This window comes from Mycobacterium sp. THU-M104, from assembly GCF_049197365.1.
In the GTDB taxonomy this organism is placed as follows: domain Bacteria; phylum Actinomycetota; class Actinomycetes; order Mycobacteriales; family Mycobacteriaceae; genus Mycobacterium.
Window position 1 is genome coordinate 1 of the sequence record NZ_JBMIOP010000172.1, and the last position, 4,487, is coordinate 4,487.

3 protein-coding genes and 1 pseudogene are annotated in these 4,487 nt (G+C 67.8%); all 4 read left to right on the top strand.

Features of this window, described 5'->3' with window-relative positions; translation table 11 throughout:
* Positions 1-451 (top strand): annotated as a pseudogene (locus ACOJVU_RS13985) (PPE family protein); the annotation flags it as partial.
* 1,123 nt (positions 452-1,574) lie between these two features.
* Positions 1,575-2,714, top strand: a complete 1,140-nt coding sequence (locus tag ACOJVU_RS13990; RefSeq protein ID WP_421530318.1) for a hypothetical protein — start codon at positions 1,575-1,577, stop codon at positions 2,712-2,714.
* Entirely contained in the window at positions 2,711-3,493 is a 783-nt protein-coding gene (locus ACOJVU_RS13995) for an SDR family oxidoreductase (RefSeq protein WP_421530319.1), read from the top strand. The genes ACOJVU_RS13990 and ACOJVU_RS13995 overlap by 4 nt, the downstream gene beginning before the upstream one ends.
* On the top strand, positions 3,493-4,487 hold a 995-nt coding region (locus tag ACOJVU_RS14000; RefSeq protein WP_421530320.1), incomplete at its 3' end, for a sulfotransferase family protein. The genes ACOJVU_RS13995 and ACOJVU_RS14000, both read left to right, overlap by 1 nt.

Genomic DNA, 4,487 nt, shown 5'->3' on the forward strand with positions numbered 1-4,487 from the left:
GCGGGGTCGGCTCCGATGCTGCAGGCCGCGGCGGCATGGAACGGGCTGGCCAGCGAGTTGGCCTCGGCCGCGCAGTCCTTTGCGTCGGTGACGTCGAACTTGGCGGGCCAGGCGTGGCAGGGGGCCGCGGCGTCGGCGATGGCGGCGGCGGCAGCGCCCTACGCCGGGTGGTTGAGCGCCGCGGCGTCTCAGGCGGCCAGTGCGGCGGCTCAGGCTCAGGCGGTGGCCACCGAGTTCGAGGCCGCCCTGACGGCCGTGGTCCACCCGTTGGTGGTTCAGGCCAACCGTAACGACCTGGCGAACCTGGTGATGTCGAACTTGTTCGGCCAGAATTGGCCCGCCATAGCACAGACCGAGTTCAACTACGCCGAAATGTGGGCCCAGGATGTGGCGGCGATGGTGGGCTACCACGGCGGGGCGTCGGTGGCGGCCGCGCAGCTGACATCGGGTCAGGCGAGCATGCCTGCCCTGCCGTTCATCTCGGGGATGGCGGCCGGCGGGATGGCGGCCGGCGGGATGGCCGCCGTCGGTCTCAGTGGCGCCGTGAGCTCCCTTGGCTCTGGTGGCGCCGGAGTTGCCGCGGGAAGTGGCGCCGGAGTTGCCGCGGGAAGTAGCGCCGCAGTTGCCGCGGGAAGTAGCGCCGGCGGCGCTGACGCGGGAGCCGCAACGGCGACGGTCGGCTACGCCGGAGGCGTCGGCGGCGCAGCTGCTGCCGGTGGCGGTGTGGCCGCCGCGAACGCCGCGAACACGAACACCAACGCCGCTGTCGTCGGCGGTGGCACCGGCGCCGTCAGTGGTTCGACTGTCGGTAGCGACAGCGTCGGCAGCGGAAGCGCGGGTGCCGTGACTCCCGGCAGCACCAGCGCGGGCCTGATCCGAACGGCCGGGATGGCCGCAATGATGGCATCGTCGGCACAGCGGTCGACGGGGGCCGGAGGAGCATCGCCAGTGGCGGGCGCCGCAACGGCCCCGGTCGAAGAAGCGCCGGTTCCTCCGGCGGAAGCTCCCACAGTGCCCACCGAGGACGTGCAAACAACCCCTGCGGCAACGCCTTTGGTGCCATTGGCCGCAGCGTCCAGGTCGGCGGCACCGGCCGGGGCAATCTCGGCCCCAAAGCCGCCGGCAGCGGCCGCGGAAAGTCGGGAGCCGGGAGAGCGGCTGGCCATGGATGCCCCGGAGCCGCAGCGCCAAGCCCCAGAGCCGCAGCGCCAAGGGCCGGAACCGCAGCGTCGCGCACAGTAGCCCGTCTGGCAGTGATCTGCCTTCGCGTTCCTGGTATTCGGGGGGCTCGCCGATGCGTCGTTGATCGCACCGCGCCGGCTCCCGTTTTTGACCAAAATCGATGCGTGCATTGCGGCCAGTCAGTGCTTTAGGATCAGCGCAAGCGCAGCCGCGGTTTGAGGACCCGAAGGGACGGACCGTATGAGTTTTTTGGTGTTGTCGCCGATGTTGGCGGCGGCGGCGTTTTCGTCGGTGACGTCGAATTTGGTGGGGCAGCTCAATCGGGCTGATCCCGGGGGGCGCGGGGACGTTCGCCATTGACGAAAAAGTAGAACACGTTCTAGCGTCTAGGCGTGTCCATAGACTCCTTCTCAGGCCCGCTCACCTCTGCCATCGCCGAGGCCGAGGAACTCGTCGCCTCCGCACCGCACATCGAAACCGAGGCCGACCTGCTCGAAGGGCTGCAGTATCTGGCCGGCTGCATCGCCGGATGCCTGCATCTGGCCTTCGACTACGAGCGCGACCACCCGTTCCTGCAGTCGGGCACCGGGCCGTTCACCAAAATGGGACTGGACAACCCCGACACCCTCTACTTCGGCACCCGGGTGCACGCCGGCCACGACTACGTCGTGACCGGTAAGCGGGGCACCACGACCGACCTGAGTTTCCAGCTCCTCGGCGGCGAGTACACCGACGACAACGTGCCGGCCAGCCAGGCCGCGTTCGATGACCGCGAACTCGACATCGCCGCCGACGGCAGCTTCGAGTGGCGGGTGCGGCCGGCCAGCCCCGGGCAGCTGGTGATCCGCGAGGTGTACGCCGACTGGTCGGCGCAGCGCGGCACCCTGGCGATCTCCCGGCTCGACACCGCGGGCACTGCGCCGCCGCCGTTGACCCGCCAGATCATCGACAAGCGTTGTGCCACAGCCGCCAAGCAGCTCGTCAGCCGGGTCAAGACGTGGCTGCAGTTCCCGCAGTGGTTCTACCTCGACATCCCGGTGAACACCATGGTCGCGCCCCGGCTGACGCCGGGCGGCCTGGCGACCCAGTACTCCTCGGTCGGCCACTTCGAGCTGCGGCCCGATCAGGCGCTGATCATCACGATCCCGGTCTCCGACGCCCCCTACCTCGGCTTCCAGCTGGGCAGCCTGTGGTACATCTCGCTGGACTACATCAACCACCAGACCTCGCTGAACAACACTCAGGTGCAAGCGGATCCGGACGGCAAGGTGCGCATCGTCGTCTCCGACCAGAACCCGGGAGTGACCAACTGGGTCGAAACGCTCGGCCACCGGCGGGGCATTCTGCAGTTCCGGTGGCAGCGGGTATCGCGTCCGGTGACCGACGCGGATGGTCCGACCGTCGACCTGGTGAACGTCGACGCGGTGCCGACCACGCTGCCGTATTTCGATCACAACAAGATTTCCGAGGACCACTGGCGAGCGCGAATCGCGCTGCGCCAGCAGCAGATCGCGGCCAGGATGTTGGGGTGACGGGCATGCTCGAGGACAAGGTGGTCGTCATCAGCGGCGTGGGACCCGGGCTCGGTACCACGTTGGCGCACCGGTGCGCCAACGAAGGAGCCGAGCTGGTGCTCGCGGCCCGCACCGTCGACCGCCTGGAGGCCGTCGCCAAACAGGTGGGCGAGTCCGGGCGCAAGGCGCTGCCGGTCCGCGCGGACATCACCGACGACGACGAGGTGAACAACCTCGTCGAGACCGCCCTGGCAACCTACGGCAAGGTCGATGTGCTGATCAACAACGCATTCCGGGTGCCCTCGATGAAACCCTTGGCCGGCACCGGTTTCCAGCACATCCGGGATGCGATCGAACTCAGTGCGCTCGGGGCGTTGCGCCTCATCCAGGCGTTCACGCCCGCGCTGGAGAAGGCGAACGGGTCGATCGTCAACGTCAACTCCATGGTGCTGCGGCACTCACAAGCCAAGTACGGCGCCTACAAGATGGCCAAGTCCACTCTGCTGGCCATGTCCCACTCGCTGGCCACCGAACTCGGCGAGAAGGGTATCCGGGTCAATTCCGTTGCACCCGGCTATATCTGGGGCGACACGCTGCAGGCATACTTCGAGCATCAGGCGGGTAAGTACGGCACCTCGGTGGACCAGATCTACCAGGGGACCGCGGCCAACTCCGACCTCAAGCGGCTGCCCACCGAGGACGAGGTGGCTTCGGCAATCCTCTTCCTGGCCAGTGATCTGTCCAGCGGGATCACCGGGCAGACCCTGGACGTCAACTGCGGGGAATACCACACCTGATGACTACCGGCCGAACCGATGTCGGCACCGTCGAGGAACTGCACGCGTCGGCCACCAAACTGGTGGGGCTCGACGACTTCGGCGCCGACGACGACAACTATCGCGAAGCATTGGGCGTGTTGCTGGACTCTTACCGGCGCGAGGCGGACTTGACCGTGCTGGGCAGCAAGATGAATCGCTTCTTCCTGCGGGGCGCGCTGGTGGCCAGGTTGCTGTCGGAATCCGCGTGGAGGCAGCACCCCCAGCACGCCGACGTCGTCATCGAACGTCCCATTTTCGTCACGGGTTTGGTACGGACCGGAACGACGGCCCTGCATCGGCTACTCGGCGCCGACCCGGCCCACCAGGGCCTGCACCTGTGGCTCGCCGAATTCCCGCAGCCGCGGCCCCCGCGCGACACCTGGGAGTCCAACCCGTTCTATCGCCAACTCGACGACCAGTTCACCCGGCACCACCGGGAGAACCGCGGCTACACCGGCCTGCATTTCATGGCCGCCTACGAGCTGGAGGAATGCTGGCAGCTGCTGCGGCAGTCATTGCATTCGGTGTCCTATGAGACGTTGGCGCACCTGCCGAGCTACGCGACATGGCTTGCGCAGCAGGACTGGACGCCCGCATATCGGCGGCACCGCAAGAACCTTCAGCTGATCGGGCTCAACGACGCCGACAAGCGGTGGGTGCTGAAAAACCCCAGCCACCTGTTCGCGCTGGACGCGCTGATGGCCACCTATCCCGACGCGCTGGTGATCCAGACCCATCGCCCGGTGGAGACGATCATGGCGTCGATGTGCTCGCTGGCCCAGCACACCGCCGCAGGCTGGTCGACGACGTTCGTCGGCGCCCGGATCGGAGCCGACGCGATGGACACCTGGTCGCGCGGGCTGCGGCGGTTCACCACCGCCCGCGCCAACTACGACCCGGCCCAGTTCTACGACGTCGACTATCGCGACCTGATCGCCGACCCCTTCGGCACCGTGGCCGACATCTACCGGCA